The sequence below is a fragment of the Paenibacillus sp. J22P51 genome (genome assembly GCF_059692215.1).
In genome coordinates this window covers 20354-43216 of sequence record NZ_JCAUAZ010000008.1, presented here as the reverse complement: position 1 = coordinate 43216, position 22863 = coordinate 20354, and the positions used below count along the sequence as shown (strand labels likewise).

18 protein-coding genes are annotated in these 22863 nt (G+C 45.8%); 10 read left to right on the top strand and 8 right to left on the bottom strand.

Going from position 1 to position 22863, the window contains the following annotated elements:
• Positions 1 to 62: 62 nt before the first annotated feature.
• The 3 genes from AC58QC_RS17835 to AC58QC_RS17825 all read left to right on the top strand — a co-directional run bounded on the left by AC58QC_RS17835 (position 63) and on the right by AC58QC_RS17825 (position 4783).
• The gene (locus tag AC58QC_RS17835) at positions 63 to 1655 is read left to right on the top strand and encodes an extracellular solute-binding protein (RefSeq protein ID WP_497416476.1); all 1593 of its coding nucleotides are present in this window, start codon (positions 63 to 65) and stop codon (positions 1653 to 1655) included.
• An 82-nt stretch (positions 1656 to 1737) separates the two neighbouring features.
• Positions 1738 to 2997 (top strand): Gfo/Idh/MocA family protein, encoded by a 1260-nt coding sequence (locus AC58QC_RS17830; protein ID WP_497416475.1) that lies wholly within the window; start codon positions 1738 to 1740, stop codon positions 2995 to 2997.
• Positions 2998 to 3037: 40 nt separating this feature from the next.
• Positions 3038 to 4783, top strand: coding sequence for a glycoside hydrolase family 35 protein (locus tag AC58QC_RS17825; protein ID WP_497416474.1), 1746 nt, complete (start codon positions 3038 to 3040; stop codon positions 4781 to 4783).
• 92 nt (positions 4784 to 4875) lie between these two features.
• On the opposite strand, the gene corA is transcribed toward AC58QC_RS17825, so the two are convergent.
• A complete protein-coding gene (gene corA, locus AC58QC_RS17820; RefSeq protein ID WP_497416473.1) occupies positions 4876 to 5826 on the bottom strand; it encodes a magnesium/cobalt transporter CorA in 951 nt (316 codons plus the stop codon).
• 73 nt (positions 5827 to 5899) lie between these two features.
• Between corA and AC58QC_RS17815 the strand changes: the two genes are divergently transcribed.
• Complete coding sequence (locus tag AC58QC_RS17815) at positions 5900 to 6664, top strand: hydroxypyruvate isomerase family protein (RefSeq protein ID WP_497416472.1); 765 nt, start codon at positions 5900 to 5902, stop codon at positions 6662 to 6664.
• 260 nt (positions 6665 to 6924) lie between these two features.
• Here the strand turns inward: AC58QC_RS17815 and AC58QC_RS17810 are convergent, their stop codons facing one another.
• Positions 6925 to 11286, bottom strand: coding sequence for a glycoside hydrolase family 10 protein (locus tag AC58QC_RS17810; RefSeq protein ID WP_497416471.1), 4362 nt, complete (start codon positions 11284 to 11286; stop codon positions 6925 to 6927).
• 267 nt (positions 11287 to 11553) lie between these two features.
• Entirely contained in the window at positions 11554 to 11820 is a 267-nt protein-coding gene (locus AC58QC_RS17805; RefSeq protein WP_497416470.1) for a hypothetical protein, read from the bottom strand.
• Positions 11821 to 11976: 156 nt separating this feature from the next.
• On the opposite strand from AC58QC_RS17805, the gene AC58QC_RS17800 reads away from it, so the two are divergent.
• The gene (locus AC58QC_RS17800) at positions 11977 to 12342 is read left to right on the top strand and encodes a group I truncated hemoglobin (RefSeq protein WP_497416469.1); all 366 of its coding nucleotides are present in this window, start codon (positions 11977 to 11979) and stop codon (positions 12340 to 12342) included.
• 48 nt (positions 12343 to 12390) lie between these two features.
• Here AC58QC_RS17800 and AC58QC_RS17795 read toward each other — a convergent pair whose 3' ends face one another.
• The gene (locus AC58QC_RS17795) at positions 12391 to 12831 is read right to left on the bottom strand and encodes a glycoside hydrolase family 2 TIM barrel-domain containing protein (protein WP_497416468.1); all 441 of its coding nucleotides are present in this window, start codon (positions 12829 to 12831) and stop codon (positions 12391 to 12393) included.
• Between the two features lie 84 nt (positions 12832 to 12915).
• Between AC58QC_RS17795 and AC58QC_RS17790 the strand changes: the two genes are divergently transcribed.
• The 4 genes from AC58QC_RS17790 (at position 12916) to AC58QC_RS17775 (ending at position 17381) form a co-directional block, all read left to right on the top strand.
• Positions 12916 to 13407: a CYTH domain-containing protein gene (locus AC58QC_RS17790; protein WP_497416467.1), complete on the top strand. Its 492-nt coding sequence runs from the start codon at positions 12916 to 12918 to the stop codon at positions 13405 to 13407.
• Between the two features lie 27 nt (positions 13408 to 13434).
• Positions 13435 to 13782: a hypothetical protein gene (locus AC58QC_RS17785; protein WP_497416466.1), complete on the top strand. Its 348-nt coding sequence runs from the start codon at positions 13435 to 13437 to the stop codon at positions 13780 to 13782.
• Positions 13769 to 13894 carry a hypothetical protein gene (locus AC58QC_RS17780; protein ID WP_497416465.1) on the top strand — a complete coding sequence of 42 codons (126 nt, stop codon included), beginning with the start codon at positions 13769 to 13771 and terminating at the stop codon, positions 13892 to 13894. Before AC58QC_RS17785 ends, AC58QC_RS17780 begins: the two co-directional genes overlap by 14 nt.
• A 235-nt stretch (positions 13895 to 14129) precedes the next feature.
• Positions 14130 to 17381, top strand: coding sequence for a response regulator (locus tag AC58QC_RS17775; protein ID WP_497416464.1), 3252 nt, complete (start codon positions 14130 to 14132; stop codon positions 17379 to 17381).
• Between the two features lie 319 nt (positions 17382 to 17700).
• On the opposite strand, the gene AC58QC_RS17770 is transcribed toward AC58QC_RS17775, so the two are convergent.
• From AC58QC_RS17770 to AC58QC_RS17755, 4 genes are all read right to left on the bottom strand, one after another.
• Positions 17701 to 18321 carry a transcriptional regulator gene (locus tag AC58QC_RS17770; protein WP_497416683.1) on the bottom strand — a complete coding sequence of 207 codons (621 nt, stop codon included), beginning with the start codon at positions 18319 to 18321 and terminating at the stop codon, positions 17701 to 17703.
• Between the two features lie 183 nt (positions 18322 to 18504).
• Positions 18505 to 19359 (bottom strand): SDR family oxidoreductase, encoded by an 855-nt coding sequence (locus AC58QC_RS17765; protein ID WP_497416463.1) that lies wholly within the window; start codon positions 19357 to 19359, stop codon positions 18505 to 18507.
• The gene (uxuA, locus tag AC58QC_RS17760) at positions 19343 to 20449 is read right to left on the bottom strand and encodes a mannonate dehydratase (protein ID WP_497416462.1); all 1107 of its coding nucleotides are present in this window, start codon (positions 20447 to 20449) and stop codon (positions 19343 to 19345) included. The genes AC58QC_RS17765 and uxuA overlap by 17 nt, the downstream gene beginning before the upstream one ends.
• Positions 20450 to 20479: 30 nt before the next feature.
• On the bottom strand, positions 20480 to 21157 hold the full coding sequence (locus AC58QC_RS17755) for a GntR family transcriptional regulator (RefSeq protein ID WP_497416461.1): 678 nt from the start codon (positions 21155 to 21157) through the stop codon (positions 20480 to 20482).
• Between the two features lie 207 nt (positions 21158 to 21364).
• Here AC58QC_RS17755 and AC58QC_RS17750 point away from each other — a divergent pair, with 207 nt between their 5' ends.
• Positions 21365 to 22852: an amidase family protein gene (locus AC58QC_RS17750; RefSeq protein ID WP_497416460.1), complete on the top strand. Its 1488-nt coding sequence runs from the start codon at positions 21365 to 21367 to the stop codon at positions 22850 to 22852.
• Positions 22853 to 22863 lie beyond the last annotated feature (11 nt).

Below are 22863 nucleotides of genomic sequence, written 5' to 3'. Positions count from 1 at the left end.
AAATGGCTTACCTTTACATGCTAAGTTAGATTTATAGGTTAAAAAATAGGGAGGGTTCGACATTGAAAAAAAATCTCGTTTGCATACTGCTTTCGGTTACGTTAGTCGGCGGTATAACAGGCTGTTCAACCAAATCGGAGGAAAGCCCAAAAGTAAGCCCGAATGCAGGGGCTACGGCGGCAGCTGACAAGGCTAAAAAGTTCACCATCAATTGGTTTGACGGTACATGGGAAGAGCCGGTTCCTGGACCAGACAGCGAAGCCGTTAAACAAATAAATGAGAAATTCAACATAGACTTTAAGTCACAATACGTACCTTTCGACACCTATGATGAAAAGCTTGCGGTTAAGATGGCCTCCGGCGATCTTCCTGACGTTATTGGTATGGAAGTAGTTGACGCCAACTACTTGAAGTGGGCGCAACAAGGTGCGTTCCTGCCACTGGACGAGTTCTTGCAGCAATATGAATCTACCAAAACCGTTCCTAGCTTTATCTGGGATGCATTCAAAGTAAATGGTAAGGTATATGGCATTCCGACCTATTTCTCACCAAAAGGCGGCAAGAAGCCGATCATCCGTAAGGACTGGCTTGACAAGCTCGGTCTGAAGATGCCAACGAATTATGAGGAACTCAAACAGGTCGCCATCGCCTTCACGAAAAACGATCCTGACGGCAACAGCAAAGCCGATACCATTGGACTTGGACTTGCAAAAGACATCTACTATGACCCATCCTTCGGCTCCTATTACGCTAATTCCACTTGGTACCATAAAGATGAAAGCGGTCAGTACATTCCCGGGATTGTTGCAAAAGGGAATAAAGAAAAAATCGAATTTTTGGCGGATCTGCAAAAACAGGATGCTCTTAACAAAGACTGGGCCGTAACGGCATATAAGGACGTTTTCAAAGCGTTTAACGCAGGAAAAGTTGGCATTTGGTACGAGCAACCAGGAACCAGTAGCGCTAACGGTGTTATGTTGGAAACGATCTTACAAAATGATCCCAAAGCAGAAGTCGTGCCGATTCCTCCTTTCAAGGCACCGGACGGATCACAAGGCCTCACACTTGGCTCCGGCTATTATCGGATGTACATGATTTCCGCTAAACTGAAAAACGAGCCAGAGAAAGTGAAACGCATACTAGAAATGATTGACTACTTCCATAAAACCATACCGGATGATCAGAAAAATCCTCAAAATAAAGATTTCGATTGGTTGTTCGGCGGCGAAGGTAAAGGCTACAAAATGGTCAATAACATTGCGCAACCGATCACGGAGAACCGCTCTAATGTTGCTCCAAGCGCTTATATTACGAACGGTGGCTGGGTGAAGGACGACGAAGACTTGTTTACATTTGCCAAAATCGCCAAGGTACCGCAATATGGCAAGTTCCAACAATCGATGGCTGACATGCTTCACACCATGAAGTTCTATATTAACCCAACTAGCCGCATCATTTCCCCGATACTTATGGAGAAAAACGCAGCGCTAGCTAAGTACATTACGGACGAAACGACCAAGATGATTTTCGGCCAAAGACCTCTCACTGACTGGGACAAAATGGTGCAAGAGTACATGGCCAAGGGCGGTAAAGAAATGATAACTGAAGTAAATAAGGCCATTCAGGCAGGCAAGATCCAAGGCGAATGGAAATAATGTAAACTTAGAGGCCGTTCCTAGCATCATCAAAGGATGATTGAAAGGACGGCCTCTTGGGACTTAAATGGGGGAACCTGACATGCAAACATTAACAGCTGTTTTAATCGGAGCAGGAGCACGCGGAGCACGAAGCTATGCGCCATATGCGTTGGATTATCCGCATGAACTGAAGTTTGTCGCTGTCGTCGAACCGGACGATCATAGAAGAGAACAATTTGCTGCGGAGCATCAAATTCCAGATGATCATCGCTTCTTGTCATGGAACGAATTGTACGCTAAGCCGAAGCTCGCGGATATTATGGTCATCTGTACACAGGATAAAATGCATTTTGAACCGACCATTACCGCACTGAATCATGGGTATCACGTACTGTTGGAAAAGCCTATGTCACCTGACCCAAAAGAATGTTTAGCGATGGAAGCGGCAGCCAAGGAGAACGAGCGCCTGCTAACGATCTGCCATGTGCTGCGCTATACGACCTTTTGGTCGACGATCAAACGATTAATTGATGAGGGTCGCATTGGTGAAGTCGTTTCCATCCAGTTGAATGAGAATGTTGCTTATTGGCATATCGCTCACAGCTTCGTACGTGGCAATTGGAACAACTCCGATACGTCCAGCCCGATGATTCTGTCCAAATCGTGTCATGATATGGACGTTCTTTCTTGGCTTATGGACCAGCCCTGTGTCCGCGTAAGCTCCTTTGGTTCCTTGATGCATTTTCATTCAGGGAATGCGCCTGTAGGATCAACGGATCGTTGTATCGATGGGTGTGCGGTAGAATCAACATGTCCATATTCGGCCACGAGATTTTATTTGGGTGATGGAAAAAACTGGGCCCGACATTTTACGCCGGATTTATCGAAGGAAGCCATCGTTGAAGGACTTAAAACTTCGCCTTACGGGCGTTGTGTATATAAATGTGATAACAATGTCGTTGACCATCAAGTTGTTAATATGGAATTTGAAAACGGCGCAACAGCGACTTTCAGCATGAGCGGATTTACGATGAAGCAGGAACGGGTCATTCAAATCATGGGAACGAAGGGTCAAATAAACGGACATGATGACAAAATTACGATGTACGATTTTGTATCCCAAGAAGTGAATGAGATTAAGGTTCATGTACCAAACAGTGGTCATGGCGGCGGCGATACGGGGATTGTACAGAGCTTCCTGCGCGATGTTCGCAATTACGATGGCGGAGAAGGCCTTGCATCTGCATCCGCTTCTGTACGCAGTCATTTGATGGCTTTTGCCGCCGAAGAGTCGAGACTGAACAAAGGGAAGTCGATCAATATTAATGATTTTGCCAAAACGTTTACTGAGCAAGGATGAATGGTGAATAGACCAAAAAATAATAAATGGGGCGTATACGATGACAAAGCTGGAAATAGGGGACAAGCAATTTAAGATGGACGGCCGTCCATTCCGCATTGTTGCTGGTGCGATCCATTATTTTCGGGTTGTGCCTGAATATTGGCGGGATCGGTTGCAGAAGCTGAAGGCTTGCGGTTTCAACACAGTGGAAACTTACGTAGCATGGAATATGCATGAACCGAAGGAGGGCGTGTTCCACTTTGAAGGGATGGCGGACCTAGTACGTTTTATTGAAACAGCACAGGAACTTGGATTATATGTTATCGTTCGGCCGAGTCCTTATATATGCGCGGAGTGGGAGTTTGGAGGTCTGCCTGCATGGCTTCTTCGTTACTCCGACATCCGGCTTCGCTGCGCAGATCCGGTATTCCTACAAAAAGTGGATGCCTACTACGACGTGCTCATTCCAAAGTTGACGCCGCTTCAAAGTACGAATGGCGGACCCATTATCGCTATGCAAATTGAAAACGAGTACGGCAGCTATGGCAACGATAAGGCCTATTTAGAACATTTGCGGCAAAGTCTTCTTCGCCATGGTGTCAACGTTCCGTTGTTCACTTCCGATGGTCCCACCGACTATATGCTGCAAGGCGGCACGTTGCCGGATGTGCTAGCGACAGTTAATTTCGGCTCAAAGCCAGAAGAAATGTTCGCCAAGTTTAGAGAATACCGGCCGACAGAACCGCTCATGTGCATGGAATATTGGAATGGCTGGTTCGATCATTGGATGAAGCCACATCATACTCGGGATGCGGAGGATGTAGCGAATGTGTTGGATCGAATGCTCAGCTTAGACGCATCGGTGAACTTTTACATGTTCCATGGAGGCACTAACTTTGGGTTCTACAATGGGGCGAATTACGGGGATGTCTACGAGCCGACGACCACAAGTTATGACTACGACGCTCCTATTTCTGAATGCGGCGATCTAACTCCGAAATTTCATGCTGTTAGACGGATATTAGCACAACACCTGGATATAGGAGAATGCGTTTTACCTGAGCCTATTGCGAAAAAGCAGTATGGCGTTGTCAGCTTGACACAGAAAGCCGATTTATTCCATCATTTACCGCAACTTTCAACCCCTATGACAAGCGTATATCCGCTGACTATGGAGCAAATTGGGCAGGATTATGGATTCATTCTGTACTCGACAACCGTATCGGGTCCCCGCCTAAACATGAAACTACATCTGCAAGATGTGCACGACCGTGCGATTGTTTTCGTAGACGGCTCGTATCTCGGTATCGTGGAGCGATGGGACCCCCAATCGCTGGTGTTGGATATTCCGGCCGGCAGCGTCAAGATTGATATTCTCGTCGAGAATATGGGGCGCATTAACTACGGTTCCAAGCTGAAGGATTCAAAAGGAATAACGGAGGGTGTCCGTTTGAACGGTCAATTTTTGTTCGATTGGACGATTTCTCCTTTGCCGCTCGATCAGTTGTCAGGCTTACAATACTCGCCTTTTAATGAAGTTGCTAACGAAGGACCTGCCTTTTACAAAGGTTCTATTGAGATCGATGACATTGCGGACACGTTCATTCGGCTTGATGGCTGGAAGAAAGGCGTTGTCTGGGTAAATGGTTTCAATTTGGGACGTTATTGGGAGCGTGGACCGCAAAAAACGCTGTATTTCCCTGGCCCTTTACTACGCAAAGGCAATAATGAGATTATTGTATTTGAATTGCACGGTACGGACAGTCCAGAGATTATGCTGGTAGATGCCCCGGATTTAGGGTAATTAAGAGGACCGAGAGAGGTAGTAACAGCTACCTCTCTCGGTTTTTTTGTTTTTTCTTTTAAAAGCCTCAACCCGATACTGCTTCGGGGTCGTTATTTAAACCAGCCCTTCTTCTGGAACCAGGCAAACATGCCTAAGCCAATGCCAATCATGATGACAAGCACTGCAAAGTATCCCCATTGCCATTCAAGCTCAGGCATATAGGTGAAGTTCATCCCATAGAGTCCTGCGATAAACGTTAGTGGCATGAAAATCGTCGTAATCACCGTCAACGTTTTCATAATCGTATTCATCCGATTGGAGTTAAGTGAGATATAACTATCACGAATGTCAGCGGTAATCTCGCGATTCGAGTCAATCATTTCAGATAGCTTAAGTAGATGATCATGAATATCCGTGAAAAAGACGAGATGCTCGCGCACCTGCTCAATCCGATCCGTACTGATAATCCTGTACAGAAGGTCACGCATGGGAACGATTGTTCGACGTAATTTCAACAGTTGTGAACGGATTTCAAAAACCTGATTCATCAACGCATCAATGGCCTCCGCATTCATATTGTTCTCGATATCATCGAGTGCGTCTTCAATTTGATAGACACTGGGGAAATATTGATCGACTAGATTATCTAGGACTAAATACGCGGCATAGATCTGGCCCTGATTTCTCAGATTTTCTTGCTGGGACACCCGGGTCCAAGCATCTTCGATTTCTCTGGATTCATGCAAATGGAACGTGACAATATAGTTGCTCCCAAGGAACATATCGACTTCTTCTGCATCCAGCGTCTTAGCGTTAATGGCATGCATAACAAAGAAATGAACATTTTGATAATGATCAATTTTCGGTCGTTGCATGAAATGAAAGCAGTCCTCGATGGCGAGGGGATGAAAGTGGAAATGATCCTTCAGCTTTGAGGCTTCTTTTTCATCCGGATTATAGAAATCAACCCAGTACCAACGAATCGTTGGAGCGGATAGTTCTTCTAGAGGGAGATCATGGATCACATCAAAATCGGTAGTGACGGCGAGCGTTCGTATCATAGCTGGGACTCCTAGCATTTCATTTTTTCATAGGCATTTGCTTCATTTTACCATACAATGAGGAAAGATCAGAATGGAAAGAGGGATAGGGATGAAGCTCTCCGTTTGTGTGGATGCCGTGTATAAAGAGCGTGATTTTAGAGAAAGTGTGAATGAGCTGAAGGAGCTCGGATACGATACGATTGAATTCTGGTCTTGGTGGCAAAAGGATGTGGATACCGTTGCGGATGCTGTGGCAGCAGCTGGTGTCTCGATTGCGGCATTTTGCACGAAATTCGTGAGCTTGGTAGATCCAGCTCTGCGTAGTGTCTATATTGAGGGACTTACGGAATCAATCGCAGTCGCGAAGCGCCTGAATTGCACCCAACTGATTTCACAAGTAGGACAAGAGCTTCAAGGCGTTTCGAGAGAGGCTCAGACGCAATCGTTGATTGAGGGGCTTCGGGCATGTGTACCTCTTTTGGAAAAAGAGGGAGTTACACTGCTGATTGAGCCGCTGAATACGCGCGTCAATCATCGAGGATATTTCTTGGCTTCTTCCGAAGAAGCTTTTCTTATCGTAAAGCAAGTAAATAGTCCCTTCGTGAAGGTGCTATTCGATATCTACCATCAACAAATCACCGAAGGGAATGTGATCGCCAACATTCGGGAGAATCTAGCGTGGATCGGCCATTTCCATGCGGCAGGCAACCCTGGCAGACATGAGCTCGACAAGGGTGAGCTGAATTATGAACAGATTTTCCAAGCTATTGCTGAGGCTGGTTATACAGGACATATGGGACTTGAATATTTCCCGGTGGAGGAACCCAAGGTTGGGCTTCAAAAATTGCTGAAGTGACTAGGAACGTGGCGAATGTTACACGGAATAACATTTGTAACACAATTGGAACATTCCCGTTACAGTTCTCTAACATAGAAAGGGTATTATAATAAACAAGACCCCCTTTTTTAATATAAACTTTGGATCTGGCCCCGTTGGCTAGGTCCCTTTTTTTTGTTCGCAAGAAATATAAAACCTAGATTCAGATCCGACAAGGGAGATCGCCTTGACAGAACCGAATCTAGGTTATGATGGATCATGAAGTAATGTGGATGTGATTACTGATTCCAGATACGGTACAGGATGACTGCCGCTTCAGCACGAGTGAGCTGATCGTTCGGAGCGAGCTTGTCGCTCTTGCCATTCACAATCCCAGATTTCACTAGAGCTGCAGCGCTGTCTTTCGCGTAGTTGGAAATACTCGCTGCGTCCGGATAAGCATCTAAAGTTCCGCCGGCTTGGACTTGCTTGCCGGCTGCCGCCATCGCGCGTGTCGTCAACACCATCATATCTTGGCGAGAGATATTGCTGTTTGGTTTAAACGTATTGTCTTCAAAGCCAGTGGTGATACCCCATGCCTTCGCAATGACTAGCTCATCATAATAATAAGCGGTTGTTGGGACATCGCTGAACATCGCTTCGTTTATGCTTGTGCTGTGCAATTCAAGCGCTCTTACAAGAAGCGAGATGAAGTCCGCTCTCTTGATGGAAACTTCAGGCGAGAAGCTGTTCTCGGCTGTTCCATTGATGACATCGCGAGATGCCATTGTATCAATAGCTTGTTTAGCCCAAGGCACGTTCTGCAGGTCTCCGAAGGTCTTGAATACGGAAGCTACCGCATAGGTGCTGAAATGGGTTGTTTGGAAGACAACCGTTCCACTTGCCGCGTCATAGCGACTGTTTGGAACCGGTGTCGCATTGCCTTGACCATCGATGTACCAAATGATGATATGATCTGTATCACTAAGCTCTTCCGTTGTCGGTGTGTAAGGGATGGTTATCGTTACAGGCGCATTTTGGTTGTTCCATGCAATGACTTTGTCGCCTGCTGCTAGGGTCAATTCGATAACTGGACGATTGCCGATTTGTTCACGGGTAGCTGCATCCACGTTGTCCATAGAGACCTTAGCCACGCGAAGGGACACTTGCTCAGCATTTTCTGTCACATTGGACAGCATGTTGCTTGGAATTCGGATTGTCGCGTCTGCAGTTTTCAATGAAAGCTCAAAGGTTTCTTGTCCTTTTAGGCTTTGTGTTGGCAATTGCACTTCATATGAAGTCACGTTTGCTTGCTTTGGTACTTCGATTACGAATTGCTTCTTGTCGTTTGCTGCAGGAGCAGCTTGCTCAAGCGCCTTTTTCAAGTTGTCGCTTGAAATCGTAGCAATCGCTCGTCCATTGTCTGTCTTCATTTCCGGTTTTATCGTAACAGAGCCGTCTGGATTTTTAATGTTATCTAGTTGCGGGGGAACATAGCCACCGCTGTTCGAACTGGTACTTTTACCTGTTAGGGTAAGAACGCCGTAAACAGATGTGTCTTGAAAACCAGTTCCGGTCGTATCGTTCCAAGCGGCAACGCTTTGACGGGCGCCGCTTTTAGCATCATTGATCTGTACGTCAAAACCAAGTTGTTTGTCGTTAGCCGGTGTTACCGATTTCAACGGAATCTTCACCTCAACCGTGTAGTTTGTTCCAGAAACATGGGTCTCGGATTCAAAACCGGTTGCTTTACTTGCTGGATTGAATGTTTGTTCGTTGTCAAAGTTAATTCTGTATTGTCCGTCATCAGCTTCATAGGACGATGTTTTTCCATTGTTTTCGTCCAAGAAGATTTCGACGGAGTCTTGTTCATAGGCATTTGGGCTGCTTTTGTCAAGCTCAGCGTTGCTAACTTGGATGAGAATATACAGGTTTTGATCATCCCACAATGCTTTAGCTACTCCACTTGCCCCTTGCCAAGCTAGCTGATACCGGTTGATCGGCATTTCAGATGCATGGCTCCAAGCTGCATCATCAGCTATCCCGTCAATTGTAGGCGTAGCATATTTGGCGGTTGACTGGTTAGCTTCTGCCACTGGCTCAGGCGGATGTGCGGCCAAGAATGCAGCTGGGTCAATTACGCCGTAGTACGCTGGTTTGGCTTGCAGATCGCTATTAAACAATTGCGGATTCTGACTGGCTCTCCAGCTCGTAGCATCATTCAATCCCCAGAAGGTAACACGTTCGATATGATCGGCGTTTTCCTTGAAGATTTTGAAGATTTGGGCGTATAAAGCGCCCTGAGCAATTGCTTCTTTCTCTGAAAGGCGAGAGTTGCTTCCAGCCGTAATATCAAGCTCGGAGATGCTCACTTCTACGCCTAATGAAATAAACTTCTCCAAGGACAGCTTAACATTGTCCGGATTCGTGTTTAGATTATAGTGGGCTTGCATACCGACGCCGTCGACGAGGAGTTTACCAGGGTGGGTCAGCGCATACCGATCATTGATTTCTTTGACCATGCTGTAAATGGCCTGCGCTTTATTCTGATTATCTTCGTTATAATCATTGTAATAAAGCTTGATATTCCAAGTAGGATGATTGTCCAGCACTTCTCTTGCGGCCAAGAATGCCTGCTCCACGTAGTCATCTCCGATGGCAGCTTTCCATGGGGAATTACGCAGCGCTCCATGCCAATTCGTTGGGTTAGACGGGTTATCGTTCATCGCCTCGTTGACGACATCCCACGATATCACCTTGTCACTGAAATGCTCCATGACCGTTTTGATATGGTTCTTCATATTTGCGAGAGCATCAACTCGTCCCAATGGAAGTGAATCGGTTGACGTACTTAACCACATAGGTGTTTGTTGATGCCATACGAGCACGTGCCCATGCAACTTGAGTCCCGCAGCCTGAATTTTAGTAACAAGCGTATCTTCCGCGGTAAAGTCCAATTCTTTATTCGCATTATACGCCTGATCCGGTTTCATGGCATTTTCTGCAGTGACGACATTGTTATGCAGCTTGAGAAGCTGAAGTCTGACGCCATCCAGATCTGCCGCCGATACCGCGTTACCAATCAGGAAATCGTTTTGATAGGCATCTTTAATCGGAGTTAAATTGGTTTGCACGGCGATAGGCGCCGAACTCTCTACAAAGCTGATATCATCGATATAGAAAGAAGCATCTTTGCTGCTAGCGCTTTCCACATATATGCTCAAAAACTCATCGGGTACCGTGTTATAACGGTAAGTTCCTTCGAATTTAACCCAGCCGTCTTCGGTGCTAATTGTTTTTTTGTCAATGGTATTATAACTTGCGCTTGCACTACCAACCTGTGTGGACAGCTGGAGTTGCGAGCTTCCAGGCGAGATGAGCTTAACCCAGGCCGTAATCTTATATTCGTAGCCCTTATCAACATATTTCTCCACACGTAATGAAGGTCCATGCCAAGTTTCTGCTCGTCCTTCAACTTTCAACGCGCGTGAACCGCCTTCGGTATGGTTGACTTCATTGGTGACAGTCAGCGTTTCCGTGCCTTTCCTGCCTACAAATCCACCCGCTGTTTGATCTTCAAAAGTGATGGTGCTTAAATCCACAGCCGGGAGTCTAGGTGTCTCAACGACAGGGCCGGAAGCCACCTTTTCGGTGATCAGGATATCTCCGATGTAGTAAGGTACACCTGCCCCTTGCGTGTTTGAATTGATGCGCAGGGCGCTATCTTTGCTCGTATCTACGGTAAATTCCTTGGTTAAGGTGAGCGCCTTTCCGGCCTCGTAATTGACGTAAATCGTATTCTGATAGCCGTTTACGGTTTGAAAACCAGCTTGTGCGCTGCCAGGAACAGTTACATCTGCGTCAACATAGACAGCTGCGGTTACCGTGTAGGTTTTACCGTTTTCCAGGCCGACGTCGCTGAATTTGAAATCAACTCCGTCCCAGTTGTTAACTCTGTTGCTTACATATAAGGCTTTTCCATCAGTATTACCTGTAAACGTTTTTCCAGTGACTAGTGACAGGGTAGCATTGCCTGCTTTCGTGGCAAATCCTTGGCTGCTCGCAAAGGTTTCGTGGTAAACCTCTCTAACCGTTGTTACCGTTGTTTGTTGAGCGGTAACGAGGATATCGCCAATGTAGAACGGCACACCTGCCCCGGCATTGTTTGAATTAATGCGCAGTGCGCTATCTTTGCTCGTATCTACAGTAAATTCCTTGGTTATGGTAAGCGCTTTGCCGGCTTCATAATTGACGTAAGTCGTATTTTGATAGCCGTTTACTGTTTGAAAACCAGCTTGTGCGCCGCTCGGGACAGTGACATCGGCGTCAACATAGACGGTTGCAGTTACTGTATAGGTTTTGCCATTTTCCAGACCGATGTCGCTGAATTTGAAATCAGCCCCGTCCCAGTTATTAACTCTGTTGCTTACATATAAAGCTTTTCCATCAGCATTGCCAGTAAATGTTTTGCCAGTGACCTGTGACAGGTTAGCGCCACCTGCTTTCGTTGCTTTTCCTTGGTCGCTCGCAAAGGTCTCATGGTAAATGGTGGTGGTCTCCGTAGTCGCAGCTGTTGCAACCGTAGTATGTAAGCTCGATGGTAGTAATAGAGCCGCTGCAAGTAGGATGGAGACAACTCTTCGAATGAGTTTTTTCCTCATATATGGCATTCCCCTCTCAATAATCAGTACTCAGTGAATCAGTTAAGCGTTTACATTTTGTTGAAAACGTCTCCTTTCCAACGTAATTATAGCGTGATCAAAAACACGTTTAACTAAAGAAACTTTACATGATACTGTAATTATTAAATATAAAGTTATCTCTTGGTTACAGGAAAGAGGGGCGTACAACATGTTGCGAATTTTTATACACATAAGCCTATGTAATCTATAAAAAAAGAGCAGCCTCAGCCGCCCCTTCACCATCTTCTATTGAACTCGAAAACGTTGCAGTAACAAATATCCGCTTACGCTTGTCGTTCTTTTTTGGTAAACGATTTTGAAATCGTCCAATAAACAACTTAATGCCGTACTAAGCAAACCATTGGTTACCAAAGTAGCTGTACAAGGTTGAGAACTGCCAATTACACGTACAGCTTTAATTCTGCGCGGGGAGCCTGCAACAAGAGGGTTTCTAGACCAACTTATCAAAACTAAGTCAGGTTGACGAACAGCTTTTACGTTTACACAAGCCATTCCAATCACCTCGTTTCTATTTAGCTTCAATATATTGAATGCGTGGTAGATAGACAGTGTGCTGGACAAGGGCGGAGTCGTATAACATCGTGTAATTTTCCATGTTTTTGGATAATATAACCCAGTAAAGAGATTCAGTCTTGAAGGAGGATACACATGGAGAGCGAAATGACGTTGTACGAAAAGCTCGGTGGGGAAGGGGCAATCACAGCTGTAGTGGACTACTTCTATGAGCTGGTTTTGGCGGATGATACGGTCAATCACTTTTTTCACAACACGGATATGGAGAAGCAGCGCAAGCATCAGACTAAATTTTTTAGTTTCGCGTTAGGGGGGCCGAATCAGTATACAGGGGCATCCATGGCCAAAGCGCATGCAGGGATGAATCTGCAGGAGGAGCATTTTCGAGCGATTGCGACAAATCTTCATGATGCGCTTGCTCATTTTCATGTGGGGGCCGACGAGATCAACCAGGTGTTGGCGAAGGTGTCTACGTTGAAGGACGATATCTTACATAAATGAGTGTTATTTAAAAAGGGACCCAGCCCGCATAGGCTGAGTCCCTTTGTCTCATCGTTCAGAGCGATAAATCTCCTTCACTAAGCGATAAGCCAATTTCGGCTTGCGATACTCGCTCAGCAAGCCTTTGTTATTGAAGCTTCGTGCGCGATCGCGGAAGTAAGGACGGTCGCTCCGCACATCGACACGAATGTCGGCGAAGTGCCAGATGAGCGTCCCGACGATGCGAGGGTCGTCGCGGAAGATTTTCAAAGCACGCGTGACGACATCCGCTTGATAGTCTTCATTGAACAGGCGCGGCTCCCAGCCTGCATCGCCAAAAATCCCCGCCACGCCGAACTCGCTCATGATTACAGGCTTACCAGCAGCGTCTTGTTTCTCCGCATTCATGTAGTAGTTCTGCAGCATAGTACTAAAACCGTCGACGCTGCCTTCATACCAGCCATAATATTTGTTTTCGCGGATGCTTGTGGATATGCAGATGAGTTTCATTTTGGTAAAATGTTTCGAGTATGGAACGACATTTCACCGGTTCGTTTTCGAACCATGAACAAGTAGAGAGGGGCTAACCGAATTATGGGTGCCGAAATTGAGAGAAAGTATTTATTGCCCGCGTTTCCTGCGGCTGAACTAGCGAATAACGAACTGAAACAAGTGTCCAAGCAATACATTTATCAAACGTACTTGGCCTTCTCTGACGATCAAGAAATTCGCGTGCGCCAGCTTGTAGATAGCTCAGGGGAATCGCATTATACGCATACCTTCAAGTCGGGACATGGGATGGTTCGAGAAGAAGTTGAGTATAGCATCACTGAGTCAATCTATAACCAGCTGCTAGAGCGTACCGGATTAATTCCATTAGAGAAGATTCGTACGACGCTCGAAGCTGAAGGGTTTACATTTGAAATCGATGAATATAAACAAATTGATCTGCTTGTCGTTGAAGTCGAGTTCCCTGATTTGCAGGCTGCACAGCAGTTTGTACCGCCGACTTGGTTCGGAAGAGAGCTTGGTTCGGAGGAAGAGTTCCGCAATAAATCGATGTGGGTCGCGTTGCAGAAGAACTAATGCTTTGGGAAAAGGTGGTGGATAGCCATGTCTAAGCCGCAACTGGTACTGGATGTTGCAGGTGTACTTGTGACGAATTTTTCACCTCAAGCTTGGAGTGGGTTTTCTGATGGCACAGATGAAGCGTCGCTGGTCAGCTTACCGAATCGCTTTAAGGAAATTAAAGGTGATCTGTGGAATGGTAAAATGACGGAAGAGGGCTTCTGGAATTGGTTAAACGAATTGTTCCCACAGCTTGAAAATAAGGTGGGTCGTACCTGGATACTCCAGCAATTAAAGCCGTTGACAGCGATGCATCATCTGGAGGCATGGAGTGTACGAGCTTGTTCGAAGGCATTTTCCGAAGGAGCAAGCGGACGTTTTGTTCGTAGATAATCAAGAGAAAAACCTAGTGCCTGCCAGAGTTATAGGTTGGAATACGTTGCTGGCCGATGCTGATGAGGCTTGGGTTGCCCAGGTTAATACATTTCTCAATGTGCATGCATAAATGTTTCCCTCCAACTCCAGATGCATTAGGGAAGTATGAGTAAAAAACATGTTTCCTTAAAATTCTAGATAGAAGTTTTACAACAATTTCTAGGTATGATCTAAGTATTGTTAGAACTTCTAAAGGAATTGCGAGGGGCCATCCATGAATTTAATCCACTATTATCGTCAGCAGTTTGTCGAGTTAACTGCCCAGTTTGAGAAAGCGTGGGAGCAATCGGGATGGGGTGAGTACGATGTTGAAAGACCTACTAAACAATTTTTCGATTGTCGCTGTATTTGTTTTTCTATCAATTCAAATTTTTCTTTCTCCTAAATTAAAGGCAACAGCAAGATGGAAATTTCAAATGTGGGCAGGTATAACGCACGGGCTATTCGGGGTTATGCTTGCCTATACTGGGGTCCATGTGAGCGAAAGGCATATCCTTGATTTGAAAGCGATTGCAATATTGATGGCTACTTTCATTGGTGGAGGCGTTTCGGGGCTCATTACGACGGTTGTCATTATTATTGGCAGAACGATCATGGATCCTCATGTTTTGGTTCGTGTATCGATTCTGGGATTGATTATTTACGCAGGTTGTGCGCTTGCTAATTATTACATCCGAGACTATTGGAAGAAATGGATGCTGCTTGTCTTATGTCCAGTCAGTGTTTTATTCGTCGATATGGTAATTATCTATAAGCTCCCTGCTACTGAACTTGTTATACCGAACTTACTCTTGCATTTAGGGGCTGGCATGTTCGTTGCTGGACTTTTTCGTTATTTCTTACTCTCCGAATCGCTTAAAGGGCAAGTGCGTCATATGAAGCAAGAGCTTTCTGATATTCTTCGATTCCAACCTGGGCTTACATTTAAGCTCAAAAAAGTTCAAAATAAATTGGTTTACACGATCATCGATGGTCAATTATTGCGTGAGCTTGGCGTCAAGCCTGATGACTATTTCGATAAGAGTGTGCATGCGATTCCTTATTTTTCGGAGGACGTTGCGCATTTTTTGCAATCGAAGTATGAAGAGGCCTTTGAGGGAAAGCAAGTCGTCTATGAGATGGATGTCAAAGGAAAAGTCGTGTTCACAACGTTACAGCCTGTCTTTGATGGCGAACATGTCATTGAAGTCATAGGTTCGGCGACAGATGTCACCGAGAGGACATTGGCAGAGCGTCGCATACAGGAAAGTGAAGAGCGGAATCGGATTCTCGTTGAGAATTCGCAGGAGGGCATTCTGGGTTTCACAACAGAAGGTGAAATCACATCGGTGAATCAAGCGGCGTGTGTTCTTTCACAAACCAGATCAAAGGACATGTTGGGTCTTCCAATGACCGCTTTTTTGCCAGCTTCTGAGCAGGCGCTTTGGGAGCAGCATTTCCAGGAAGTGCTGAGCTGTGGCGATAGTGTGCGGTTTGAAATCACGATTCCTACAGCAGATGGCGTAAGGAGAGAATATCGTGTCACACTTTCAGCCTATCATCATGCGAATGGGGATGTGAAAGGCATTGTCGGTACCATTCACGACTTCACGGAAGCGTCCATGCGACATGCGGCCGATCAAGCGAATCAAGCTAAGAGTCATTTTATTGCCAAAATGAGTCATGAAATCCGTACGCCTTTGAATGGGATCATCGGGCTATCACAGTTGTTAGGGAAAACAGCTCTTTCCGAGCATCAGAAGGATTATCTAACTAATATCACATCCTCTTCTCACACATTGTTAGGCATTATAAATGATGTTCTAGATTTCTCTAAAGTAGAAGCAGGCAAATTAGAAGTGGAAAGAACAAGCTTTAATCTAGATGAACTGCTTAAGGAGCTTTCCAGCATTTGTAGTGTGTTAACTAAGAGCCACCAAATTGAAATTATTTTCAGCACGCCAGCAGAGCTGCCCAAGCGACTTCTCGGGGATCCGCTTCGACTAAAACAAGTGCTGCTTAATCTCTGCAGCAATGCCATTAAATTCACTAGGGCAGGCTATGTGATGCTCCATATCGAGCTGTGTCCGCAGACATTGAGCGAAGACATGATACTGCGATTTAGCGTCGAAGACTCGGGGATTGGCATTTCGGCCGATCGACTTTCTTACATATTCGAACCCTTCTCTCAGGCGGACGGCTCAACGAGTCGTGAGTATGGAGGAACCGGATTGGGTCTGCCGATTAGCCAACATTTGATCAGTTTGATGGGTGGAGTGCTCAAAGCAGAGAGCATTGTAGGGAATGGGAGCCGATTCACGTTTGACTTACCTTTCCAAGTTATTGAGCAGGACGATCCCGATGAGTGGGATATTGGAGAGGGGCACAACCCTTATCGCGTAATGGTTGTTGAGGATCATCCCCTCATGCGAAACAGCTTGCAGGATACCTTAGAGTCTTTCGCCCTCATCGTAACGACCGTTCCTTCCTGGGATGTGTTGTTTAAACAGGTTGGCTGGAGAGAGGAAGGTGACGATGACCTCGATTGTCTCATCCTGGATATGGAGAGCGAAGACATGTATGGCATTGAGACGTGGCATACTCTCCTGAATACCATCGACAGAGATCGAACACGCCTTATTTGCCTTACATCACCCATGGGGAAGGAAGAGCTGCTGTCTCTACCCGAAGAGGTAAGACCTAATGCTGTACTTGTTAAACCGATTAGTCGACTAGAGCTGTTTCAGACATTGGAATATTTATTCCATCCTAAACACCAATCCCAAGCAGTTGATCTGGAAGCCCTGTCGACTCATTCAATTTCAGAGATCACATGGGGACACATTCTGTTGGTTGAGGACAATGAAATTAATCAACAAGTCGCGATGGAGCTTATTGAGGAACGGGGCTACAAGGTCACGTTAGCAACCAATGGGCAAGAAGCGCTGGATAAGCTGGAAAGCGCTGACTATGCGCTGGTTCTTATGGATATCCATATGCCTGTCATGGATGGTGTTGAAGCAACGAGGCTTATTCGTCAGAATCCAAGATTTAGCCAATTGCCAATCATAGGGCTTACCGCTAACGTGGTCAAACAGGACCAAGAAGAGTATGTCCGTATGGGGATGAACGATGTTGTGAGCAAACCGCTGGATGTTAAGCGACTATTTCGTGTCATTCATAAATGGATAGAGCCGGAGAAGGGATTCAAGCAGTCACGGCCGATGGAAGTAATTCCTTATTATAAAGATGTCGCTGGGATAGACTGGGTAGCGGCTTTGGCCAGAGTGGAGGGCAAAGAGAGTATTCTGCTCGTCATGCTGCAGCTATTTAAGAAGAATTATAGCGATTTTGCAGATCAGCTAAGGACTCATCAACTTGAGGAGGACTGGGTAGCAGCCAAAAGAGCAGCACATACGCTCATCGGTGTAGCTGGCAGTTTGTCGGCAGATGCCTTGCATGTGGGAGCAGTGGAGCTCCAATCGATAATTCTCCTGAAAGAGAACTACGAGAAGCAGATTGCCGAAATCGCAGCGGAGATCGAGCGCATTATTGTGAGTATCCCAGATGAAGATTAAGTCATTGCTACTATAGAACTTGTAAATAGCCCCTTAAGTAAAAACTCATTATTAGCCTCATGATGTTCATGAGGGATGGTGAAATACTTGAGGGGATTTTTTTTATGCGTAAGAATACTCTGCTCTAATGGACACCAAGGTCGTTATTTTACCCGACACAGCTCCGTTCAGATATTAACGGACCCAGTAGCCGTTATTTTGACATTTAACCAGGATTGTTGCCTGAATTTCGCCCAATAGCGTATATTGTGTCCGTAAGCCAGTCTGGATCATTGTATTTAGCCATATAGCGTCGTCTATGTCCGTTAGGCATAATTATTTACTGCTTCAATTGAAATGAACGATAACGTAGACGTCCTCCTACAACAGTTAGGAATTGCTTCTCAACTAATTGATGTAAAACTCGCCTTGCATGACGATTCGAAAGCTGAAGGTGCTCTTCAACTTCAACTGGTGTGATGGGTCGCAGCAATCGACGAGCAAAACGCAATACTTCTGCCTCTGCCCAATCCAAACCAGCCGACACATCGGTTGATAAGAATCTCCCCACGAATGAGAGAATAAGCTGTTGGCATTGCTTAGGTTCTTCCTTGATGGACAGATAGGCGATTGGCAAAAAAGTCCATCCGTCAAGGGTAAGCAGGCTGTGCCGCATACATAGATCCTTAAATCTTCTGACATCTAGGTCCCTTGCATGCGAACCATATCCCTGTATTTCGATCCCTCCTTTTACACCGCCAGGCATGTAGGCAAGATCCAGATACCGGTATCCATTATTGAAATCACGTACTTCCCACTCTGGATATAAATGATTGAAATTTCCGATTGCAGGAAACCAAATGCAACGTAAGAATTCAATTGTTCCGTGTCCCAATCCTTTCTCTAACAATTCTCGCCTCCGGTGATTTACATTTCCAACAGTCGCTATCATACCATTCATCCATGCCGTATACGTTTGCTCAAACAACAATACTCTCGGCCTCCTTTATTTGTCCATAAACAAACAAAAACCGTTCCAATGCATAGCTCACAATGAGCGTTATGCAATGAAACGGCGTGTGCTTCACTCCGTCTTACTTATTAATAACAGTATAAAAGAAAATGGTTCGTATTACTAGACCTACTAAACGCCCGAATAAGCCATAAATCCGCCGTCCACAGGGATCGTTGTTCCTGTAACGAAGCGGGACATGTCGGAGTCAGCCAGCCACAGCAAGGTGCCCAGTAAATCCTCCGGCTTGCCGAAGCGGCGCATCGGGGTATGTGCAATGATTTTATGAGAGCGATCCGTCAGCGATCCATCCTCTTTCATTAACAATTTGGCATTTTGTTCGGTCAAAAAGAACCCTGGCGCGATGGCATTTACACGAATGCCGCTTTCTGCCAAATGAACAGCCAACCATTTCGTAAAGTTATCGATAGCTGCTTTGGCTGCGCTATAGGCAGGAACTTTCGTCATTGGCGAAGGTGCGCTCATGGATGAGATGTTGATTACAGTTGCACCGGTTTTGCCATGCATATGTTTAGTAAACACTTGAGTTGGAATTAATGTACCCACGAAATTAAGATCAAGCACATTGCGGAATCCAGGAATACTTAGATCATAAAAGGATTGCACATCAGGATTGGCCATATCCTCCAATTTGAAAATCTCATTCGTCGTATTCGCACTTGCATGATTACCGCCAGCGCCATTAATCAAAATATCACAGGTGCCCAACTGTTCCATTACAGAAGCTGCAGCCTGCTCTACACTTTCGGCTACGGTTACATCGCAAGCAACGGCAATCGCTTCGCCGCCAGCAGCTTGAATTTCGTGAACGACAGCAAGCCCTTTCTCATGTGTACGATTCAAAATGGCAATGCGTGCGCCTTGTCTAGCTAGTTCTAATGCCATTACGCGGCACAGAACACCAGCTCCCCCTGTAATCACAACGACCTTCCCGTGTAAGGATGGAAAATTAGTTAAACCGCTCATTAGCTGTGACAGCTCCTTCTTGTAAAGTAACTTCCTGGCGACACATCATGTCCCAAAGTCCCCATAAATACATGATACCTAAAGCACGGTCATACAGCCCGTATCCAGGTCTACAGCGCTCATCCCAAATATGACGGCCATGATCTGGACGACAGAAGCCTTCGTAATTGTTTTGATGCAGCGCCTGTACAATACCTGACATATCAACCGTGCCATCCTTCGTACGATGAGAAGTTTCAATGAAATCACCATTCTCATACACGCGAACATTCCGCAGATGTGCAAAAGGAATCCGATCTGCGAATTCATGAACGATCGAGACAATATCGTTACTCGGATTCGCACCGAGTGAGCCACTGCACATGGTAAGCCCGTTATAGGGGCTGTCATGCATAGCTAAGAAGCGGCGAATATTCGCTTGGCTCGTCATCAATCGTGGCAATCCGAAGACAGACCATGGCGGATCGTCCGGGTGAATAGCCATTCGAATACCATGCTCAGCGGCTACGGGGATAATTTCATCCAAGAAATACTTGAGGTTAGCCCAGAGATGCTCTTCAGTGACATCCTTATAGGCGTCAAAAAGCTCCGTCAAATGAGCAAGCCGCTCTGGTTCCCAGCCTGGCATGCTGAAATCAGGGTTGGCATTGATCCGCCCAACATGCTCAGCAAGGTCGAGGTTGGCAATTTTACTTTTTTCATAAAATAAAGCCGTCGAGCCATCTTCCAGCTCCTTATATAAATCCGTACGTACCCAGTCGAACACTGGCATGAAATTGTAGCAAATCACCTTGACACCAACCTGTGCTAAAGTGGCGATCGTTTTCTTATAATTAGCGATGTACGTATCACGACTAGGAAGTCCTAATTTAATGTCCTCATGAATGTTGACGCTCTCAACAACCTGCATATGCAGCCCGGCACGATCAGCCTCGGCTTTGATCTTCTGAATCTTGTCCATCGGCCATTCTTCCCCGGCAGGAACATCATGCAGTGCCCAGACGATGCCTTCAACACCTGGAATTTGTTTAATTTGTTTAAGAGAGACAGTATCATTGCCCTCCCCAAACCAGCGGAATACCATTTTCATAGGTGTACATTCGCCTCCATTTTAATCAACCTATTTGAAATACGTGGGGAACTTCTCTTTCAATAATGCCTGATCGGAAATGCCAACCTGCAGATGGGCGCGAATTAATTGCTCTGCCTCATCTGGCTGTTGCTCTTTGATGGCGTCAACAATCTGTCCATGCTGCGCATACAGCTCATCCCAATGATGATCTGTGGCCAATCGAAGCATACGGGTACGGTTCAAATGCACGTTAATTTGTTGAATGACCGCCCAGGTGTTCATTTTCTTACAACCTTCGAAAATCGTTCGATGAAACTCCTCATCAAGCTCAAACATTTTTTTGAAATCTTGTTCATCCGAACAGACTTTCTGGGAGGCTAAGTTCATCTGCAGTGAGCGGAGGGACTCTTCTGGAAAAGAGGTGCAGGCCAACCGGATAACAGCGCTTTCCAAATGCTCTCGAATGAAGCGCGCCTCATCCACGAGCTCCAAGTCAATGAGGGAGACAACTGTGCCGCGTTGCGGATAAATGTCCAACAAGCCTTCCTGTGCTAATTGCACGAAGCTTTCCCGAACGGGTGTCCGACTCACATTGAAGCTTACCGACATTTCTTTCTCCGAAATGGTGGCACCTGGAAGCAGGGTAAGACTCAGAATTTGAGCCTTTAGCGTGTGATAGACGGCATCACGGGTCGAACTAATCAGTGGTTTTTTGAAAAAATCCATGCTTGTCTCCTTTGGTAAATGAAGCCTAAATCAATACTACCATACTTGTATGGTAGTGCGGTAGTGGGAATTCGTTATCTTTCTCTACCTGTGTGCATACTCCCCCGATAGTTGCTTATAGGTAAACTCGCCGGTGTCGTTTTACAGGAAGCCTATATAATTTAGAGAAGTGTTGTACATATAACAGAAAAGATGAGGAGTTTAACTATGCCTACGATAAACGTAAGTGAGAAATGGTTGATCGAAGCTGATATTACGAGCATGCAGGAAGCTATGATGGAGGGAAGAACTACCTCAGTTCAGATCGTGCAAATGTATTTAGCACGTATTGAGAAGTATGATTCTGTCTTACATGCAATTTTGGAAATCAATCCGGATGCACTGTTTATAGCGGAAGCTTTAGATAAAGAAAGAAGTTCACAAGGAGCACGTGGAATGCTGCATGGTATTCCTATTTTACTGAAGGATAATATCGATACCCAGGACAGGATGCATACAAGTGCAGGCTCATTAGCACTCGCCAATTCATTAGCTGCTGAGGATTCTTTCGTCGCGTCTGGGCTTCGAGCAGCTGGGGCCGTTATTCTTGGTAAAACGAATATGACGGAATGGGCTGTTTTCATGTCAGGTGAAATATGGGCGGGGTATAGTTCGAGAGGCGGACTGACTCTGAATCCATATGGCCCTGGTGAACTCTTCGTTGGCGGTTCAAGCTCGGGCTCCGCCGTAGCGACGGCTGCACATTTCGCAGCAGCTGCCATTGGCACCGAAACATCGGGCTCGATTATTAGCCCTGCCAGTCAGAACAGTATCGTTGGTATCAAGCCGACCATAGGGCTTGTTAGTCGAACGGGCATCATCCCAATTGCGCATAGTCAAGACACAGCAGGTCCAATGGCGCGTTCGGTTCGGGACGCAGCAATCGTACTCGGTGCAATAGCAGGACAGGATGAGAGGGATGCGGTCACTTTAACAAGTAGAGGGCAAACTATTCAAGATTACACTGCTTTCCTTGAGGACAACGCCTTGGCGAAGGCTCGAATCGGAATCCCTCGTTTTTATTATGAGCATTTAGATGAAGCTAGACTTGAAATCGTTGAAGCGGCTATTACCGTCTTGAAGCAAAAAGGAGCGACAATTATCGATCCCGTCGTGCTCCCGTGTGAACAAACAGCTTGGGATTATAACGTCATGAGATACGAATTTAAAAAAGACTTGAATGCCTATCTGGCTAAGCTTTCAGAGGATGTACTGGTACATTCTTTGGAAGAAGTGATTGCTTTTAATAACGAGCATGCACATAGGACACTGAAATACGGACAAGGAACTTTACTGTGGTCAGAGCAAACAAGCGGGACATTAACGGAACAAGTGTATACGGATAGTCTGAGGAAAAATGGGGAGAATGCACGTGCACTCGGCATTGATTATGCACTACAAGAGCATCAGCTTGATGCTCTCATGTTTCTGGGGAATGAAGGCGGTGCTGACCTAGCCGCTAGAGCCGGATATCCTTCTATAACGGTACCAGGCGGATACGCGGCAACAGGGATTATTGCGCCAGGAGGTTATATAACCAAAGGACCGCAAGGCATTACTTTCGTTGGAACGGCGTATAGTGAACCTACTTTAATTCAAATTGCCTATGGATTCGAACAAGCAACAAAACACCGCATGCAGCCCGAGCTATCCTAAATAGGAATAGC

What these genes read in the sequence shown, in the direction of transcription:
- AC58QC_RS17830 (WP_497416475.1), top strand. Translation starts at nt 1,738, where the DNA reads ATGCAAACATTAACAGCTGTTTTAATCGGAGCAGGAGCACGCGGAGCA.
- AC58QC_RS17825 (WP_497416474.1), top strand. Translation starts at nt 3,038, where the DNA reads ATGACAAAGCTGGAAATAGGGGACAAGCAATTTAAGATGGACGGCCGT.
- corA (WP_497416473.1), bottom strand. Translation starts at nt 5,826, where the DNA reads ATGATACGAACGCTCGCCGTCACTACCGATTTTGATGTGATCCATGAT.
- AC58QC_RS17815 (WP_497416472.1), top strand. Translation starts at nt 5,900, where the DNA reads ATGGAAAGAGGGATAGGGATGAAGCTCTCCGTTTGTGTGGATGCCGTG.
- AC58QC_RS17810 (WP_497416471.1), bottom strand. Translation starts at nt 11,286, where the DNA reads ATGAGGAAAAAACTCATTCGAAGAGTTGTCTCCATCCTACTTGCAGCG.
- AC58QC_RS17805 (WP_497416470.1), bottom strand. Translation starts at nt 11,820, where the DNA reads ATGGCTTGTGTAAACGTAAAAGCTGTTCGTCAACCTGACTTAGTTTTG.
- AC58QC_RS17800 (WP_497416469.1), top strand. Translation starts at nt 11,977, where the DNA reads ATGGAGAGCGAAATGACGTTGTACGAAAAGCTCGGTGGGGAAGGGGCA.
- AC58QC_RS17795 (WP_497416468.1), bottom strand. Translation starts at nt 12,831, where the DNA reads ATGAAACTCATCTGCATATCCACAAGCATCCGCGAAAACAAATATTAT.
- AC58QC_RS17790 (WP_497416467.1), top strand. Translation starts at nt 12,916, where the DNA reads ATGGGTGCCGAAATTGAGAGAAAGTATTTATTGCCCGCGTTTCCTGCG.
- AC58QC_RS17785 (WP_497416466.1), top strand. Translation starts at nt 13,435, where the DNA reads ATGTCTAAGCCGCAACTGGTACTGGATGTTGCAGGTGTACTTGTGACG.
- AC58QC_RS17775 (WP_497416464.1), top strand. Translation starts at nt 14,130, where the DNA reads ATGTTGAAAGACCTACTAAACAATTTTTCGATTGTCGCTGTATTTGTT.
- AC58QC_RS17770 (WP_497416683.1), bottom strand. Translation starts at nt 18,321, where the DNA reads ATGAATGGTATGATAGCGACTGTTGGAAATGTAAATCACCGGAGGCGA.
- AC58QC_RS17765 (WP_497416463.1), bottom strand. Translation starts at nt 19,359, where the DNA reads ATGAGCGGTTTAACTAATTTTCCATCCTTACACGGGAAGGTCGTTGTG.
- uxuA (WP_497416462.1), bottom strand. Translation starts at nt 20,449, where the DNA reads ATGAAAATGGTATTCCGCTGGTTTGGGGAGGGCAATGATACTGTCTCT.
- AC58QC_RS17755 (WP_497416461.1), bottom strand. Translation starts at nt 21,157, where the DNA reads ATGGATTTTTTCAAAAAACCACTGATTAGTTCGACCCGTGATGCCGTC.
- AC58QC_RS17750 (WP_497416460.1), top strand. Translation starts at nt 21,365, where the DNA reads ATGCCTACGATAAACGTAAGTGAGAAATGGTTGATCGAAGCTGATATT.